Raw genomic sequence first — 16,946 nt, forward strand, 5'->3', positions numbered from 1 at the left:
AGAAGCAGAAGTACCGAGTAGAAGTACCCGAGTACGCCGAGCAGTATCGGTCGACCCTTGCGGGAGGGACACAGTGGAGTCTGGCGCAGCGACGCGGGGCGGTAGGACGCGCGCGAAAGGCGGACAGTCCCTGAAGGGCGGGCGCGCACCGGGCGCCGGCACCACCACCGAGGTGGACACGGCGGCGCTGAACCGGTTGCTGGCGGCCCTGGTGTCGATGCGGGACGGCAACTTCCGCAAGCGGCTCACTGTTTCCGGTGACGGCGTGATGTCCGAGATCTCGGCCGTCTTCAACGAGGTCGCCGACCGCAATCTGCATCTGACGGGTGAGCTGTCGCGGGTACGGCGTGTGGTGGGCCGTGAGGGCAAGCTCACGGAGCGGTTGGAGGCGGGCTCCGGCGAGGGTGCCTGGGCGGCCGCGATCGACGCGTCGAACGCCCTGGTGGACGATCTCGTACGGCCCGTCTCCGAGGTCGGCCGGGTCCTGTCCGCGGTCGCGGAGGGCGATCTGTCGGCGCGCATGGACCTGCGGGCGCAGGCGGCGGACGGGAACGGGCATCCGCTGCGCGGTGAGTTCCTGAAGGTCGGCCGGACCGTCAACAACCTGGTCGACCAGTTGTCGACGTTCACCGACGAGGTCACGCGGGTGGCCAGCGAGGTGGGCACCGAGGGCAAGCTGGGCGGGCAGGCCCGGGTGCGGGGCATGTCCGGTTCGTGGAAGGACCTCACGGACTCGGTCAACACGATGGCGTACCGGCTCACAGCTCAGGTGCGTGACATCGCTCTCGTGACCACGGCGGTCGCCAAGGGTGACCTGTCGCGCAAGGTCACCGTCCATGTGGCCGGCGAGATGCTGGAGCTGAAGAACACCGTCAACACGATGGTGGACCAGCTGTCCTCCTTCTCCTCCGAGGTGACGCGCGTCGCCCGCGAGGTGGGTACGGAGGGTGAGCTGGGCGGTCAGGCGCAGGTGCCCGGTGTGGCCGGTGTGTGGAAGGACCTCACCGATTCGGTGAACCTGATGGCCGGCAACCTGACGGCCCAGGTGCGCGGCATCGCGCAAGTGACCACGGCGGTCGCGAGCGGTGACCTGTCGCAGAAGGTGACCGTCTCGGCACGTGGTGAGGTCGCCCAGCTCGCCGAGACGATCAACCAGATGACCGAGACGCTGCGGACGTTCGCCGACGAGGTCACCCGTGTCGCCAACGAGGTCGGTGGCGAGGGCCGGCTCGGCGGTCAGGCGAACGTGCCGGGGGCGGCGGGGACGTGGAAGGACCTCACGGACTCGGTCAACACGGTCTTCCGGAACCTCACGACCCAGGTGCGGGACATCGCCGCGGTGACGACCGCGGTGGCCAACGGCGATCTGTCGCAGAAGGTCAGTGTCCAGGTCGCCGGCGAGATGCTGGAGCTGAAGAACACCGTCAACACGATGGTCGACCAGCTGTCGTCGTTCGGTGTCGAGGTCACGCGCGTGGCGCGCGAGGTCGGCGTCGAGGGTGAGCTGGGCGGCCAGGCCCAGGTTCCGGGGGTGGCCGGCACCTGGAAGGACCTCACGGACTCCGTCAACACGGCGTTCCAGAACCTGACCGGCCAGGTGCGCAACATCGCCCAGGTGACCACGGCGGTCGCCAACGGAGATCTGTCGCAGAAGGTCACCGTCGAGGTCGCCGGCGAGATGCTGGAGCTGAAGGTCACCGTGAACACCATGGTGGACCAGCTGTCGAGCTTCGCCGACCAGGTGACGCGGATGGCCCGTGACGTGGGTACGGAGGGCCGGCTGGGCGGCCAGGCCCGGGTGGACGGCGTGTCCGGCACCTGGAAGGAACTCACGGACTCCGTCAACTTCATGGCGGGGAACCTGACGTCGCAGGTGCGTCAGATCGCCCAGGTGACCACGGCGGTGGCCCGGGGCGACCTGTCGCAGAAGATCGACGTGGACGCGCGCGGCGAGATCCTGGAGCTGAAGAACACCATCAACACGATGGTCGACCAGCTCTCCGCGTTCGCCGACCAGGTGACGCGGGTGGCCCGTGACGTGGGTACGGAGGGGCGGCTGGGCGGTCAGGCGCAGGTGCCCGGCGTGGCCGGTGTGTGGCGCGACCTGACCGACTCGGTGAACGGCATGGCCGGCAACCTCACCGCTCAGGTGCGCAACATCGCGCAGGTCGCGACGGCGGTGGCCCGCGGTGACCTGTCGCAGAAGATCGACGTGGACGCGCGCGGCGAGATCCTGGAGCTGAAGAACACCCTCAACACGATGGTGGACCAGCTCTCGAACTTCGCCGAGCAGGTGACGCGGGTGGCCCGTGAGGTGGGCACGGAGGGCATCCTCGGCGGTCAGGCCGAGGTGCAGGGTGTCTCGGGCACTTGGAAGGACCTCACCCAGTCCGTGAACTTCATGGCCAACAACCTGACCAGTCAGGTGCGCAACATCGCCGAGGTCACGACCGCGGTCGCCATGGGAGACCTGTCCAAGAAGATCACCGTCGACGCGCGCGGCGAGATCCTCGAACTGGTCACCACCGTCAACACGATGGTGGACCAGCTGTCGTCGTTCGCCGAGCAGGTGACCCGGGTGGCCCGCGAGGTGGGCACCGAGGGCCAGTTGGGCGGTCAGGCGCGGGTGCCCGGGGTCACGGGCATCTGGAAGGACCTGAGCGACAACGTCAACCTGATGGCCTACAACCTGACGATGCAGGTGCGGAACATCTCGCAGGTGGCGGCGGCCGTCGCCAACGGGGACCTGACCCGGACGGTGACGATCAAGGCGAGCGGTGAGGTCGCGCAGCTCGCCGACACCTTCAACACGATGGTGAAGACGCTGAGTTCGTTCGCCGAGCAGGTCACCAAGGTGGCCCGCGAGGTGGGCACGGACGGCATCCTCGGCGGTCAGGCGCACGTCCCGGGAGTCGCGGGGACGTGGAAGGACCTCACCGAGTCGGTGAACGGGATGGCGTCCAACCTGACCGGCCAGGTGCGCAACATCGCGATGGTCACCACGGCCATCGCCAAGGGCGATCTGACCAAGAAGATCGACATCGACGCGCGCGGCGAGATCCTGGAGCTCAAGACCACCATCAACACGATGGTCGACCAGCTGTCGTCCTTCGCGGAGGAGGTCACCCGGGTGGCCCGGGAGGTGGGCACGGAGGGGCAGTTGGGCGGTCAGGCGCGCGTCCGTGACGTCGACGGGACCTGGCGCGACCTCACCGAGTCGGTGAACGAGATGGCCGGGAACCTGACCCGGCAGGTGCGCGCCATCGCGCGCGTGGCGACCGCGGTGACCCGCGGCGACCTGAACCTGAAGATCGACGTGGACGCCTCCGGCGAGATCCAGGAACTCCAGGACTACATCAACAAGATGATCGCCAACCTGCGCGACACGACCATCGCCAACAAGGAGCAGGACTGGCTGAAGGGCAACCTCGCCCGGATCTCCGCCCTGATGCAGGGCCGCCGCGATCTCGACGACGTGGCCTCGCTGATCATGAGCGAGCTGACGCCGGTGGTCTCGGCCCAGCACGGCGCGTTCTTCCTCTCGATGCCGCTGGTCGACGGGAAGGACGCGGGGGCGGAGGACGAGGAGGCGTACGAGCTGCGGATGCTCGGGTCGTACGGCTACTCCATGGGCTCCATGCCCACCTCGTTCCGGCCCGGCGAGGCGCTGATCGGGACGGCCGCGCAGGAGAAGCGCACGATCCTCGTGGAGAACGCGCCGAGCGGCTACCTGAAGATCTCCTCCGGACTCGGTGAGGCGCCGCCGGCCCAGGTCATCGTGCTTCCGGTGCTCTTCGAGGGGACCGTGCTCGGGGTCATCGAGCTGGCGTCGTTCACGCCCTTCACACAGATCCAGAAGGACTTCCTGAACCAGATCGCGGAGATGATCGCGACGAGCGTCAACACCATCTCGGTCAACACCAAGACGGAGGTGCTGCTGCGGCAGTCGCAGGAGCTCACCGAGCAGCTGCGGGAGCGCTCGGCGGAGTTGGAGAACCGGCAGAAGGCGCTCCAGGACTCGAACGCGGAACTGGAGGACAAGGCCGAGCTGCTGGCCCAGCAGAACCGCGACATCGAGGTCAAGAACACCGAGATCGAGGAGGCCCGGCAGGTCCTGGAGGAGCGCGCCGAGCAGCTCGCGGTCTCCATGCGCTACAAGAGCGAGTTCCTGGCGAACATGTCGCACGAGCTGCGGACGCCGCTCAACTCGCTGCTGATCCTGGCCAAGCTGCTCGCCGACAACGCGGACACGAACCTCACGCCGAAGCAGGTCGAGTTCGCCGAGACGATCCACGGCGCGGGTTCCGACCTGCTCCAGCTGATCAACGACATCCTCGACCTGTCGAAGGTCGAGGCGGGCAAGATGGACGTGTCGCCGACCCGGATCGCGCTCGTCCAGCTCGTCGACTACGTGGAGGCGACGTTCCGTCCGCTGACCGCGGAGAAGGGGCTCGACTTCTCCGTACGGGTCTCCCCGGAGCTGCCCGCCACGCTGCACACCGACGAGCAGCGCCTCCTCCAGGTGCTGCGCAACCTGCTCTCCAACGCGGTGAAGTTCACCGATTCCGGAGCGGTCGAGCTGGTGATCCGGCCCGCCGGGGCGGACGTGCCGGTGGCCATCAGGGAACAGCTGCTGGAGTCGGGGTCGCTGCGGGACGCGGACGCCGATCTGATCGCGTTCTCCGTGACCGACACCGGTATCGGGATCGCGGCGAGCAAGATGCGGGTGATCTTCGAGGCCTTCAAGCAGGCGGACGGTACGACGAGCCGCAAGTACGGCGGTACGGGGCTCGGGCTCTCCATCTCGCGGGAGATCGCGCGGCTGCTCGGCGGCGAGATCTACGCCCAGAGCGAGCCGGGGCGCGGCTCCACCTTCACCCTGTACCTGCCGCTGCACCCGAGCGAACTGCCGCCGCAGGGCTACGGGCAGCTCGCGCCGGCGCTGGAGGCGGGGGAGCTGCTGGCTTCCGAGGCCGAGCTGCACGCCATCGGGATGCCGGCCGAGGTGAAGTCGTACCAGGACGCCCAGAACGGGCCCGCGGCGCTGTTCAGGAGGCGCCGCAGGACGCTGCCGACGGCCGAACGGCGCCCGGACGCCTCCGGGCAGCAGGACGCCGGCGCGGGTGCCGCTCAGGAGTCGTGGGCGGCGGCGGGGCAGCAGGACGCGGGACCGCAGCAGGGTCGGGGGATCCGCTTCGAGGGCGAGAAGGTGCTGATCGTCGACGACGACATCCGCAACGTGTTCGCGCTGACCAGCGTCCTGGAGCAGCACGGACTGTCGGTGCTGTACGCGGAGAACGGCCGCGAGGGCATCGAGGTCCTGGAGCAGCACGACGATGTGACGGTCGTTCTGATGGACATCATGATGCCCGAGATGGACGGTTACGCCACGACCACGGCGATCCGGCGGATGCCGCAGTTCGCGGGGCTGCCGATCATCGCGCTGACGGCGAAGGCCATGAAGGGCGACCGGGAGAAGGCGATCGAGTCGGGTGCCTCCGACTACGTGACCAAGCCGGTCGACCCCGACCACCTGCTGTCCGTGATGGCGCAGTGGATGCGCGAGGGGTGACACACTTCCAGGGAGTGACGTGGGCCGTCACGGTGTGCCGTGCACCGGTGCACCGTGCGGCACGGCCGTCTCCGGCGGCCCGGCGCCGGATGACCGTCTGTGCCCGAAGCCGTGTAGAAGCGCGGGATACGGGGAACCTTCTGGTCCCCTGCCGCGTTTCTGCTACGTGCACAGTGACATCACGGTGACAGGGTGTGGCGACAGGCGGGGTGCGGCTAGCATGACCGGCACAAGGACGGACGGCGCAAGGGAGTCGTCCCCTGGGGCGGCGCCCGGCGCTTCCCCAAGTCCTGCGGACAGGGGAGGCCCCATGCCGGGGCGAGGAGGGCGGGCCATGGTGCAGAAGGCCAAGATCCTCCTGGTCGATGACCGGCCGGAGAATCTGTTGGCGCTGGAGGCGATCCTCTCCGCGCTCGATCAGACACTGGTACGGGCATCGTCCGGGGAGGAAGCGCTCAAAGCGCTGCTCACGGACGACTTCGCGGTCATTCTGCTGGATGTCCAGATGCCGGGCATGGACGGATTCGAGACCGCCGCGCACATCAAGCGGCGTGAGCGGACCCGGGACATCCCGATCATCTTCCTGACCGCCATCAACCACGGTCCGCACCACACCTTCCGGGGGTACGCGGCCGGCGCGGTGGACTACATCTCCAAGCCCTTCGACCCGTGGGTGCTGCGCGCGAAGGTCTCGGTGTTCGTCGAGCTCTACATGAAGAACTGCCAACTCCGTGAGCAGGCCGCTCTGTTGCGGCTCCAGCTGGAGGGCGGGGGCAAGGCGGCGCTCGGCGAGGTCAAGGAGCCCGCGGGACTCCTCGCCGAACTCTCGGCGCGGCTCGCGGCCGTCGAGGAGCAGGCCGAGGCGCTGTCCAAGCAGCTCGACGACGACTCCGCCGACGCGGCGGCCGTGGCGACGGCGGCCCACCTCGAACGCAAACTCACCGGACTGCGCAGGGCGCTGGACGCGCTGGAGCCGGGTACGGGCAGTGGGGCTCCCTCGGTGCCGTCGCAGGGCTGAAAGCCCGTGGGGGCACCTCCGGGAGGCCGTGCGAGGCCTTGAGGAGGTGTCAATTCCGCTCCCGGCAACGGTGACACGACCGGGTGAAGCAGGCCCCCCTGTTCGAGCGAAGTCGAGAACTTGGGGGAGGCACACGTGTCGCTGTCGTCTCCACCGGTAACCTCACACACATGGCCCCACGTCAGTCCGCAGCCAAGAAGCCGCCCGCGAAGAAGGCGTCCGCTCCGACGAAGGCTCCGGCGAAGAAGGCCCCCGCGAAAAAGCCCCCCGTGAAGAAGGCGGCCGCCGGCAAGGCGCCCGCCAAGAGGGCTCCGGCGAAGAAGCCCGCACCCGCGCCGGCGCCCAGCCCCACCGCGGGTGTGTACAGGCTCGTACGCGCTCTGTGGCTGGGCGTCGCCCATGCCGTCGGAGCGGCCTTCCGCGGGATAGGACGTGGCGCGAAGGGGCTCGACCCGGCGCACCGCAAGGACGGACTCGCTCTCCTGCTGATCGCCCTCGCGCTGATCGTCGCGGCGGGTACCTGGTCCAATCTGCGCGGTCCCGTCGGTGACCTCGTGGAGATGCTGGTCACCGGCACCTTCGGCCGTCTCGACCTCCTCGTCCCGATACTTCTCGCCGTCATCGCGGCGCGGCTCATCCGGCACCCCGAGCAGCCCGAGGCGAACGGCCGGATCGTGATCGGTCTGTCGGCGCTCGTGATCGGTGTGCTCGGACAGGTACACATCGCGTGCGGGGCGCCCGCGCGCAGCGACGGGATGCAGGCGATAAGGGACGCCGGCGGCCTCATCGGCTGGGGGGCCTCCACCCCGCTGACGTACACGATGGGTGACGTCCTCGCCGTACCGCTCCTCGTGCTGCTCACGGTCTTCGGGCTGCTGGTCGTCACGGCGACCCCGGTCAACGCGATCCCGCAGCGGCTGCGGCTGCTCGGCCAGAAGCTCGGCATCGTCCAGGCCGACCTCGACGAGGACCTGCTCGGCGAGGACGACGAGCGCTACGACGAGCAGTGGCGCGACGGACTTCAGCCGAGCCCCCGCAGACGCCCGCGCGCTCCCGAGGCGTACGACCCGGACAGCGCCGAGCAGGAGGCGCTCTCCGGGCGCAGGGGCCGCCCCCGGCGGCCCGGCGCGCAGCAGCCCGACATCAACCGGCCCATGGACGCCGTGGACGTCGCCGCGGCCGCCGCCGCGGCGCTGGACGGCGCCGTGCTGCACGGGATGCCGCCCTCGCCCCTGGTCGCCGATCTGACGCAGGGCGTCAGCGTCGAGCGCGACGGCTACGAGGAGACGACGCCGGTACCGGCCGCCCGCGCCAAGGCCGTCCCGGGCGCCAAGCGGTCCAAGCAGGAGAGCCTGCCGGCCGAGCCGGTCGTGCCCGACCTCACCAAGGCCGCGCCCGACGCGCCGCGCGAGCTGCCCCCGCGCGCGGAGCAGCTCCAGCTCTCCGGGGACATCACCTACTCGCTGCCCTCCCTCGACCTCCTGGAGCGCGGCGGCCCCGGCAAGACCCGCAGCGCCGCCAACGACAAGGTCGTCGACTCCCTGCGCCAGGTCTTCGCCGAGTTCAAGGTTGACGCCGATGTCACGGGCTTCACCCGCGGGCCGACGGTCACGCGGTACGAGGTCACCCTCGGTCCCGCCGTGAAGGTCGAGCGGATCACCGCGCTCACCAAGAACATCGCGTACGCGGTCGCCAGCCCCGACGTGCGGATCATCAGCCCGATCCCCGGCAAGTCCGCGGTCGGCATCGAGATCCCCAACACCGACCGCGAGATGGTCAACCTCGGTGACGTGCTGCGCCTCGCGGACGCGGCGGAGGACGACCATCCGATGCTGGTCGCGCTCGGCAAGGACGTCGAGGGCGGCTACGTGATGGCCAACCTGGCGAAGATGCCGCACGTCCTCGTCGCCGGAGCCACCGGTTCCGGCAAGTCGTCCTGCATCAACTGCCTGATCACCTCGATCATGGTCCGCGCGACCCCCGAGGACGTGCGGATGGTCCTCGTGGACCCCAAACGCGTCGAGCTGACCGCCTACGAGGGCATCCCGCACCTGATCACACCGATCATCACCAACCCGAAGCGGGCCGCCGAGGCGCTGCAGTGGGTCGTGCGGGAGATGGACCTGCGCTACGACGACCTCGCGGCGTTCGGGTTCCGGCACATCGACGACTTCAACGAGGCCATCAGGAACGGCAAGGTCAAGCTGCCCGAGGGCAGCGAGCGCGAGCTGACCCCGTACCCGTACCTCCTGGTGATCGTCGACGAGCTCGCCGACCTGATGATGGTCGCGCCGCGCGACGTCGAGGACTCGATCGTGCGCATCACCCAGCTCGCGCGCGCGGCCGGCATCCATCTGGTGCTCGCCACGCAGCGGCCGTCCGTGGACGTCGTCACCGGTCTGATCAAGGCGAACGTGCCCTCCCGGCTCGCCTTCGCCACCTCCTCCCTCGCGGACTCGCGGGTCATCCTCGACCAGCCCGGTGCCGAGAAGCTCATCGGCAAGGGCGACGGGCTCTTCCTGCCGATGGGGGCCAACAAGCCCACGCGTATGCAGGGTGCCTTCGTGACCGAGGACGAGGTCGCGGCGATCGTGCGGCACTGCAAGGACCAGATGGCGCCCGTCTTCCGGGACGACGTCACCGTGGAGACCAAGCAGAAGAAGGAGATCGACGAGGACATCGGCGACGACCTCGACCTGCTGTGCGCCGCGGCCGAACTGGTCGTCTCCACGCAGTTCGGGTCCACCTCGATGCTCCAGCGCAAGCTGCGCGTCGGCTTCGCCAAGGCCGGCCGGCTCATGGACCTCATGGAGTCGCGCGGGATCGTCGGGCCCAGTGAGGGTTCCAAGGCGCGTGACGTCCTGGTGAAGGCCGACGAGCTGGACGGGGTGTTGGCCGTGATGCGCGGGGAAGCAGAGGCGTAGAACCCCGGCGAGGGGGAACAGGACGACCGGTGACGGCGTGGTGAGCGCACGGCGGTCGCTCGAGGAGCGGCCGGACTGTCGGACGAATGGCGGAACGTCAGGTTACGCACTCGGCTGATATGTGAATGTGACTCACCCGTAAGGAGTCGGTGAGCAACCGTTTCGCCTTGTCGCACGTCAAGTTGAGCGAAGGGGCGTCACCATGTCCCTATATCAGGATGACCGGCCATTCTGATGGCGTACAAAGTCCCACCGCCCGGTTGCCCCACCCTTTCGTACCCCCCCTAGACTGAACTTCCAGCACAGGTGGCTACACGCTCGAAAGGCGCCCCCGTGTCCATCGTCAACTCACCTGACGGCAACTCCCCCGAAGACGAGCGTCCGTTCGAAGACGACCCTACGGCTGAGCGGCCCTCGATCGGCCGTGCCCTCCAGAAGGCACGCATCGAGGCCCATCTGACCGTCGACGACGTCAGCAACGCCACCCGCGTCCGCATCACGATCATCCACGCCATCGAACAGAACGACTTCGCCCCCTGTGGGGGTGACGTCTACGCGCGCGGGCACATCCGGACCCTGGCCCGCGCCGTCCGGCTCGATCCGGCTCCGCTGCTCGCGCAGTACGACGCCGAACACGGCGGACGTCCCGCGCCGACGCCCGCCGCCCCGCTCTTCGAGGCGGAACGCATCCGCCCCGAGCGCCGCGGACCGAACTGGACGGCTGCCATGGTCGCCGCGATCGTCGCGGTGATCGGCTTCGTCGGGTTCACCATGGTCAAGGGCGGTGGCAACGGCGACGACTCGAAGACCCAGGTCGCCGAGGGGTCCACGCCGACCACCAAGAAGTCCGCCGCTCCGTCGGCGACCGCCACCAAGCCCGTCGAACCGAAGTCCGAGCCCTCCGACAGCGCCATCGCGGCCGCTCCGCAGGACAAGGTGACCGTCCAGGTCAGCGCCGCGGACGGACGCAGCTGGATCTCCGCCAAGGACCACAACGGGCGGATGCTCTTCGACGGGCTGCTCAAGCAGGGCGAGTCGAAGACCTTCCAGGACAGCTCCAAGATCAACCTCATCCTCGGCGACGCCGGAGCCATCCAGCTGTTCGTCAACGGCAAGAAGATCGAGGACCAGTTCCGGCCGGGCGCGGTGGAGCGTCTGACGTACACCAAGGGCGACCCCCAGGTCGGATAGGGGTCCCTGGCAGCACACCGTCGACGGGGGCGGCCAAGATCGGCCAACCCCGTCGACATGGGCTCTCGGTGAGACAAAGTAGTCTTGAGTCCATGCCTGAACGCCGTACCGTCGCACTCGTCACCCTTGGCTGCGCCCGTAACGAGGTGGACTCGGAGGAGCTCGCAGGCCGCTTGGAGGCGGACGGCTGGCAACTCGTGGAGGACGCCGAACAAGCGGACGTCGCCGTCGTCAACACCTGCGGATTCGTCGAAGCCGCCAAGAAGGACTCCGTCGACGCCCTCCTCGAGGCCAATGACCTCAAGGGGCACGGCAGAACCCAGGCCGTGGTCGCGGTGGGCTGCATGGCCGAGCGGTACGGCAAGGAACTCGCCGAAGCGCTCCCCGAGGCCGACGGAGTACTCGGCTTCGACGACTACGCCGACATCTCCGACCGCCTCCAGACCATCCTGAACGGCGGCATCCACGCCTCCCACACCCCGCGCGACCGGCGCAAGCTGCTGCCGATCAGCCCCGCCGAGCGGCAGAGCGCCGGCGAGGAAGTGGCCCTTCCCGGCCACGGCGCGCCCACCGACCTCCCCGAGGGCGTCGCCCCGGTCTCCGGCCCCCGTGCGCCCCTGCGCCGCCGTCTGGACGGGTCCCCGGTCGCCTCGGTGAAGCTGGCCTCCGGCTGCGACCGCCGCTGCACGTTCTGCGCCATCCCCTCCTTCCGCGGTTCGTTCATCTCGCGCCGGCCCAGCGACGTCCTGAACGAGGCCCGCTGGCTCGCCGAGCAGGGGGTCAAGGAGGTGATGCTCGTCTCCGAGAACAACACCTCGTACGGCAAGGACCTGGGGGACATTCGCCTCCTGGAGACGATGCTCCCCGAGCTGGCCGAGATCGACGGCATCGAGCGCGTGCGGGTCAGCTACCTCCAGCCCGCCGAGATGCGCCCCGGGCTCATCGACGTCCTGACCTCGACCCCGAACGTCGCGCCGTACTTCGACCTGTCCTTCCAGCACTCCGCGCCCGACGTGCTGCGCTCGATGCGCCGCTTCGGCGACACCGACCGGTTCCTGGAGCTGCTCGACACCATCCGCGCCAAGGCCCCGGGGGCCGGTGTGCGCTCCAACTTCATCGTGGGCTTCCCCGGTGAGAGCGAGGCCGACCTCGCCGAGCTGGAGCGCTTCCTCACCGGAGCCCGCCTCGACGCGATCGGCGTCTTCGGGTACTCCGACGAGGAGGGCACCGAAGCGGCGACGTACGAGAACAAGCTGGACGAGGACGTCGTCGCCGAGCGCCTCGCGCGCGTGTCCCGCCTCGCCGAGGAACTGGTCGCCCAGCGCGCCGAGGAGCGCGTGGGCGAGACCGTGCACGTGCTGGTCGAGGGCATCGACGACGAGGACGGCGCGTACGGCCGCGCTGCGCACCAGGCGCCGGAGACGGACGGCCAGGTGCTGTTCACGAACGGCGAGGGTCTGACGGTCGGCCGTATCGTCGAGGCCAAGGTGGTCGGTACGGAAGGTGTCGACCTGGTGGCCGAGCTGCTTCCGGGCTCGCTCGAGTGTGCTGAGGAGGCGGCCAGATGACCGGAGCCCCGGCATCCGCGGCAGGCGGCCCCCCGGGCGCCAGAGGTGCGACGGGGGCTCCCGGCGCATCCGGTGCTCCGGGAGCATCTGGTGGTCCGGGAGCATCCGGTGGTCCGGGCGCGGCGGGCGCTCCGGACGGCCCGAAGACGCCTCGTGGCGGGAAACTGGGCGCCGCGGCCGTCAACCAGGCCAGCCTCTGGAACATCGCCAACATCTTGACCATGATCCGGCTCGTCCTCGTGCCGGGCTTCGTGGTGCTGATGCTGGCCGACGGGGGATACGACCCCGCCATGCGGGCCTGGGCCTGGGCGGCCTTCGCCGTCGCCATGATCACCGACATCTTCGACGGTCATCTGGCGCGCACGTACAACCTCGTCACCGACTTCGGGAAGATCGCCGACCCCATCGCCGACAAGGCGATCATGGGAGCGGCGCTCATCTGCCTATCCGGCCTCGGGGACCTGCCCTGGTGGGTCACCATCGTGATCCTCGGGCGTGAACTCGGCGTCACCCTGCTGCGCTTCGTCGTGATCCGCTACGGGGTCATCCCGGCGAGCCGCGGCGGCAAGCTGAAGACGCTGGCCCAGGGCACGGCGGTCGGCATGTACATCCTGCCGCTGACCGGGCTGCTGGCCTCCCTGCGGTTCTGGGTGATGGGCGTCGCGATCGTCCTGACCGTGGTCACCGGGCTCGACTACGTGAGGCAGGCCGTCGTGCTGCGCCGCCGCGGGATCGCCGAGCGGCGGGCGGCCGCCGCGGAGGCCGAGCGGTGAGTTCCACGGCCGCCGAAGTGGTGCGACTACTCACGGTGAGGGGCGAGACGCTCGCCGTCGCCGAGTCGCTCACCGGTGGTCTGGTGGCGGCCGAGATCACCGCGGTGCCGGGTGCCTCGAAGGCGTTCCGGGGCTCCGTGACCGCGTACGCCACCGAACTGAAGCACGGACTGCTCGGTGTCGACCTCACTCTTCTGGCCGAACGTGGAGCGGTGGACCCGCAGGTCGCGGCGGAGATGGCGGCCGGGGTGCGCGAGGCGCTCGGTGCGGACTGGGGGATCGCGACCACCGGCGTCGCCGGTCCCGAACCCCAGGACGGGCAGCCGGTCGGTACGGTCTACGTGGCCGTCGACGGCCCCTCCGAGGCGCTGCCCGGCACCCCCCGCGACGGGAAAGTGGTGCCGTTGCGGTTGAACGGCGACCGGGCGGAAATCCGTATGGAGAGTGTACGCAGCGTACTCGCGCTGCTTCTCCGGGAGCTCGCGGGCGAACAGACCGGGAATGAGCGGGCACAGGATACGGAACAGAACGGGGGGTTTTGATGTTTGCAGCCCTGAGTGAACACGACATCGCTCCCCGCACGGCCGCGGCGCAAGGCGGTACGGTGGGGCGTGAAGGATGCGGCTACGCGGTCCGAGGAGGGAGCCACCGATGATTCTGCTCCGTCGCCTGCTGGGTGACGTGCTGCGTCGGCAGCGCCAGCGCCAGGGCCGTACTCTGCGCGAAGTCTCCTCGTCCGCCCGAGTTTCACTCGGCTATCTCTCCGAGGTGGAGCGGGGGCAGAAGGAGGCGTCCTCCGAACTGCTCTCCGCGATCTGCGACGCGCTGGACGTACGGATGTCCGAGCTCATGCGGGAAGTGAGCGACGAGCTCGCCCTCGCCGAGCTGGCACAGTCGGCTGCGGCCGCCGAACCGGTGTCCGCGCCGGTGCGTCGCCCGATGCTCAATTCCGTATCGGTGACCGGAGTGCCACCGGAACGGGTCACGATCAAGGCGCCTGCGGAAGCGGTCGACGTCGTCGCCGCCTGACGCTCACCAGTTCGCGTTTTCCGAGCTGAGAGACGTACGAGCGAAGCCCCGGCCGGGGCTTCCCCGGGGAGACCCGGAGGGCCCGGCCGGGGCTTTCGCGTTCCGTGAGGTCCCTCGTGGGCCCGTTTGCCGGTATCCCGCACGGCCTCCATGGTGGAGGGACCCGGCGGAGCCGATGTCGCGCCCGCCGGCCGGTGCCGCCGTCGGGGCCGGGGGACCACGAGGCGGGTCGCCGGGACCGTCGTGAATCGGAGGATGCGGATGTACGTCGTGAAGAGCTCCCTGTCCGACGCGGACCTGAAGACCGTCGCCGAGGCGCTCCAGGGCGCCCTGGTCGATCTGGTGGACCTCTCCCTCGTGGCGAAGCAGGTCCACTGGAACGTGGTGGGGCCCCGCTTCCGTTCCGTCCACCTCCAGCTCGACGAGGTCGTGGACGTCGCGCGGCTGCACTCCGACACCGTGGCGGAGCGCGCCTCGACCCTGGGCGTCCCGCCGGACGGGCGGGCCGCGACGGTGGCGTCGAGCAGCGGCGTCGGGCACGCGCCCGAGGGCTGGATCAAGGACGCCGACGCCGTGCGCACGCTCGTCGAGGCGCTCGGCGCGGTGATCGCGCGGATGCGGGAGCGGGTGGCCGCCACCGCGGACCCGGATCCGGTGAGCCAGGACATCCTCATCGGGATCACGGCGGACCTGGAGAAACACCACTGGATGTTCCAGGCGGAGAACGGATGAGCGTCCGGGAGCCGTTCCGCCCCGGCCGGTGCCGTGTGCCGCCGGTGTGCCCTGCTCGCGCGTGAGATCGGTGGCCCGGTGCCGTGCCGGAGGAGGGTGCCATGACAGGGCGAACAGCGCGCAGGGGGGCTTGCGTGCTGCTCGGCGCGCTGTGGTGGTTCAGCGTGCTCCGGCTCGTTCTGGTGCCCGGTGCCGGGATCCTCGAAGGAGCGGTCGCCGCGGGCGGGTGGGGGCTCAGCCTGCTGCCGGTGCACTGCGTGCCGAAGTCCCGGGCGGCCGGCGCCGTGGGGCCGGACCGGTGGCGGGACCACTGGCGGGGGGTCCGGCGTCGGCGTGGGAGCGGTGGCGGGCGGACTACCAGGGCATGGCGACGCCGCCGTTGGGGCGGAGGATCTGGCCCGTGGTGAACGCCGAGGCGTCCGAGGCCAGGTACAGCACGGCGTGGGCGATGTCCTCGGGTTCCCCGACCCGGCCCAGGGGTGACAGGCGCGCCATGAACGCCTCGGTGCGGTCCTGCCGCTCGCCGTGGCGGTCGGTCATGGGGGTGCGGATCCAGCCGGGCGCCACGGCGTTGACGCGGATGCCGTGCGGGCCGGCCTCGGTCGCCAGGGTCTTCGTCAGCTGGACGACGGCCGCCTTGGCCGCGCTGTAGCAGAGCAGGCCCGGACCGCCGGAGTCGATGGCGCCCGACGCCATGGTGACGACGCTGCCGCGGACGCCGTTGGCGATCATGGATCGTGCGGCCTCCTGGCAGGCGTACAGGACCCCCTTGAAGTTGACGTCCATCACCCGGTCCAGATCCTCGTCCAGGGTCTCCAGGACCGGGCTGCTGTGCATGATCCCGGCGACCGCCGCCATGACGTCGAGCCGGCCGCACGACGCGACGGCCTGCTGGAGCCGGGCCCGGTCGGTGACGTCGAGCGGGTGACCGAGAGCGGTACCGCCCTGGTCCTTGATCAGCGTCGCCGTCTCGTGCAGGCCCTGCTCGTCGACGTCCGCGCAGTGCACGGTGGCGCCCGCCTCCGCGAGCAGGACCGCCGTCGCGCGGCCGATGCCGCTGCCCGCGCCGGTGACGAAGGCGGTGCGTCCGGTGAGGTCGTACGCGGGGAGGCCCATGGAGGGACGGTACGAAGGGATCTGACGGGTCGTCAATTGTTTGCGCGCGACTTGGTGCACGGGCGGACCGGCGGTCCGGGGTCCGGCACGGTGCCTGGATCGGGGCGCGGTGCGGGGAGCCGCACGGTCAGGGCTCAGTGGTGCCGTCGGCCGGGGGCGGGGGGTCCGTACCCGGTGGGGTGGTGCGCCGTGGCGGAGTGCCGGCCGGCCGTCGGCGGGGTGGGGCCCGTCTGGCAGTGGGGGCACCAGTACGTGGGGCGTGCCCGGGATCCGTCGCCCTGGTTCCCCGAGCGGACCTGCGTCGCGCAGCGCAGACACGGGCGAAGGGCGCGCCCGTACACGAACAGGTCCTGTTCGCGGCGCCCGGTGGTGACACGGACCGGACGCTCGCGGTTGAACTCCAGCAGCTTCTTGGCGAGGACCGGCAGCCGGGCGGCACGGTCGGCGGGCAGCGTACCGACGGGGAGCCAGGGGGTGACACCGAGCAGGAAGCACAGCTCGCTCTTGTACACGTTGCCGATGCCCGCGAGATTGCGCTGGTCCAGGAGGGCCTCGCCCAGGGCGCGGCCGGGGTCGCGGAGGAGGTTCTCCAGGGCTCTGTCCGGGTCCCAGTCCGGCCCCAGGAGGTCCGGGCCGAGGTGGCCGACCGCACGGGCCTCGTCGGTGGTGCGGAGCAGTTCCAGCACGGGCAGGCGGTAGCCGACCGCCGTGCGGTCCGCCGTACCGAGGACGGCCCGGATCTGGTGCGCGGGACCTCCGCTCCAGCGCCGGCCGGTCTCGTACACCTTCCAGGAGCCGTCCATCCGCAGATGCGAGTGCAGGGTCAGACCGCCCTCGATCCGGGTGAGGAGGTGCTTGCCGCGCGGGGTGACGTCCAGGACGGCACGACCGGTGAGGTCGGCCGTGGCGTACCGGGGCACCCGCAGGTCGGAGCGGAGCAGGACCTTGCCCGCGAGGGCGACGTGCAGGCGCCTCGCGGTCTGCCAGACGGTGTCTCCTTCGGGCATGGCTCCAGGGTGGCAC

Annotated in this window: 12 protein-coding genes; 10 read left to right on the forward strand and 2 right to left on the reverse strand. The window is 70.1% G+C overall.

The window, feature by feature from the left end:
- Positions 1-73: 73 nt before the first annotated feature.
- From ACICHK_RS28995 to ACICHK_RS29040, 10 genes are all read left to right on the forward strand, one after another.
- A complete protein-coding gene (locus tag ACICHK_RS28995; RefSeq protein WP_406839153.1) occupies positions 74-5,572 on the forward strand; it encodes a HAMP domain-containing protein in 5,499 nt (1,832 codons plus the stop codon).
- A gap of 334 nt (positions 5,573-5,906) precedes the next feature.
- Positions 5,907-6,590: a two-component system response regulator gene (locus tag ACICHK_RS29000; protein ID WP_406839154.1), complete on the forward strand. Its 684-nt coding sequence runs from the start codon at positions 5,907-5,909 to the stop codon at positions 6,588-6,590.
- Between the two features lie 170 nt (positions 6,591-6,760).
- Positions 6,761-9,514, forward strand: a complete 2,754-nt coding sequence (locus ACICHK_RS29005) for a DNA translocase FtsK (protein WP_406839155.1) — start codon at positions 6,761-6,763, stop codon at positions 9,512-9,514.
- Between the two features lie 333 nt (positions 9,515-9,847).
- Positions 9,848-10,705, forward strand: a complete 858-nt coding sequence (locus tag ACICHK_RS29010) for a RodZ domain-containing protein (RefSeq protein ID WP_151468803.1) — start codon at positions 9,848-9,850, stop codon at positions 10,703-10,705.
- Between the two features lie 92 nt (positions 10,706-10,797).
- Entirely contained in the window at positions 10,798-12,273 is a 1,476-nt protein-coding gene (gene rimO, locus ACICHK_RS29015) for a 30S ribosomal protein S12 methylthiotransferase RimO (RefSeq protein WP_406839156.1), read from the forward strand.
- The gene (pgsA, locus tag ACICHK_RS29020; protein ID WP_406839157.1) at positions 12,270-13,046 is read left to right on the forward strand and encodes a CDP-diacylglycerol--glycerol-3-phosphate 3-phosphatidyltransferase; all 777 of its coding nucleotides are present in this window, start codon (positions 12,270-12,272) and stop codon (positions 13,044-13,046) included. The genes rimO and pgsA overlap by 4 nt, the downstream gene beginning before the upstream one ends.
- Positions 13,043-13,588, forward strand: coding sequence for a CinA family protein (locus ACICHK_RS29025; protein WP_406839158.1), 546 nt, complete (start codon positions 13,043-13,045; stop codon positions 13,586-13,588). The genes pgsA and ACICHK_RS29025 overlap by 4 nt, the downstream gene beginning before the upstream one ends.
- 109 nt (positions 13,589-13,697) lie before the next feature.
- A complete protein-coding gene (locus ACICHK_RS29030; RefSeq protein ID WP_151468799.1) occupies positions 13,698-14,075 on the forward strand; it encodes a helix-turn-helix domain-containing protein in 378 nt (125 codons plus the stop codon).
- Positions 14,076-14,336: 261 nt separating this feature from the next.
- The gene (locus ACICHK_RS29035; RefSeq protein WP_103554041.1) at positions 14,337-14,807 is read left to right on the forward strand and encodes a Dps family protein; all 471 of its coding nucleotides are present in this window, start codon (positions 14,337-14,339) and stop codon (positions 14,805-14,807) included.
- 101 nt (positions 14,808-14,908) lie between these two features.
- The gene (locus ACICHK_RS29040) at positions 14,909-15,214 is read left to right on the forward strand and encodes a hypothetical protein (protein ID WP_406839159.1); all 306 of its coding nucleotides are present in this window, start codon (positions 14,909-14,911) and stop codon (positions 15,212-15,214) included.
- Here ACICHK_RS29040 and ACICHK_RS29045 read toward each other — a convergent pair.
- Complete coding sequence (locus ACICHK_RS29045) at positions 15,162-15,923, reverse strand: SDR family NAD(P)-dependent oxidoreductase (RefSeq protein WP_406839160.1); 762 nt, start codon at positions 15,921-15,923, stop codon at positions 15,162-15,164. The two genes, ACICHK_RS29040 and ACICHK_RS29045, sit on opposite strands and share 53 nt — an antisense overlap.
- Before the next feature lie 134 nt (positions 15,924-16,057).
- On the reverse strand, positions 16,058-16,930 hold the full coding sequence (locus ACICHK_RS29050) for an Fpg/Nei family DNA glycosylase (RefSeq protein ID WP_406839161.1): 873 nt from the start codon (positions 16,928-16,930) through the stop codon (positions 16,058-16,060).
- Positions 16,931-16,946: the final 16 nt, after the last annotated feature.

This window comes from Streptomyces sp. AHU1 (genome assembly GCF_045343905.1).
In the GTDB taxonomy this organism is placed as follows: domain Bacteria; phylum Actinomycetota; class Actinomycetes; order Streptomycetales; family Streptomycetaceae; genus Streptomyces; species Streptomyces triticiradicis.